This is a genomic window from Pseudomonas sp. 10C3 (assembly GCF_036346185.1).
Classification (GTDB): Bacteria; Pseudomonadota; Gammaproteobacteria; order Pseudomonadales; family Pseudomonadaceae; genus Aquipseudomonas.
Genome location: NZ_JASJVE010000219.1, coordinates 1 through 235, shown reverse-complemented (window position 1 = coordinate 235; position 235 = coordinate 1). Strand labels below are relative to the sequence as shown.

The following is a 235-nucleotide window of genomic DNA, read 5'->3' as shown; positions in this document are numbered from 1 at the left end:
AGGTTTACGTCTTCAGCCCCTGCCGCGCTGGAGATCACGCCCGCAAATTGCTGGAAGTCTGGATAGGCTAGTTGGTCTGCGACGATTTTGGCGGCTACAAGGCCAGTTTTGATCTCGGCGTGACCGAGATCGGCTGCATGGCCCATGCTCGGCGCAAGTTTTTCGAGCTGCACGCCACGCACAAGAGCCAACTTGCAGAACTAGCGTTGCGATACATCCAGTTGCTGTTTGAAAT

General features: G+C 55.3%; 1 pseudogene. It reads left to right on the top strand.

The window, feature by feature from the left end:
* Window positions 1-235, top strand: a pseudogene (locus QN399_RS26675) (transposase); the annotation flags it as partial.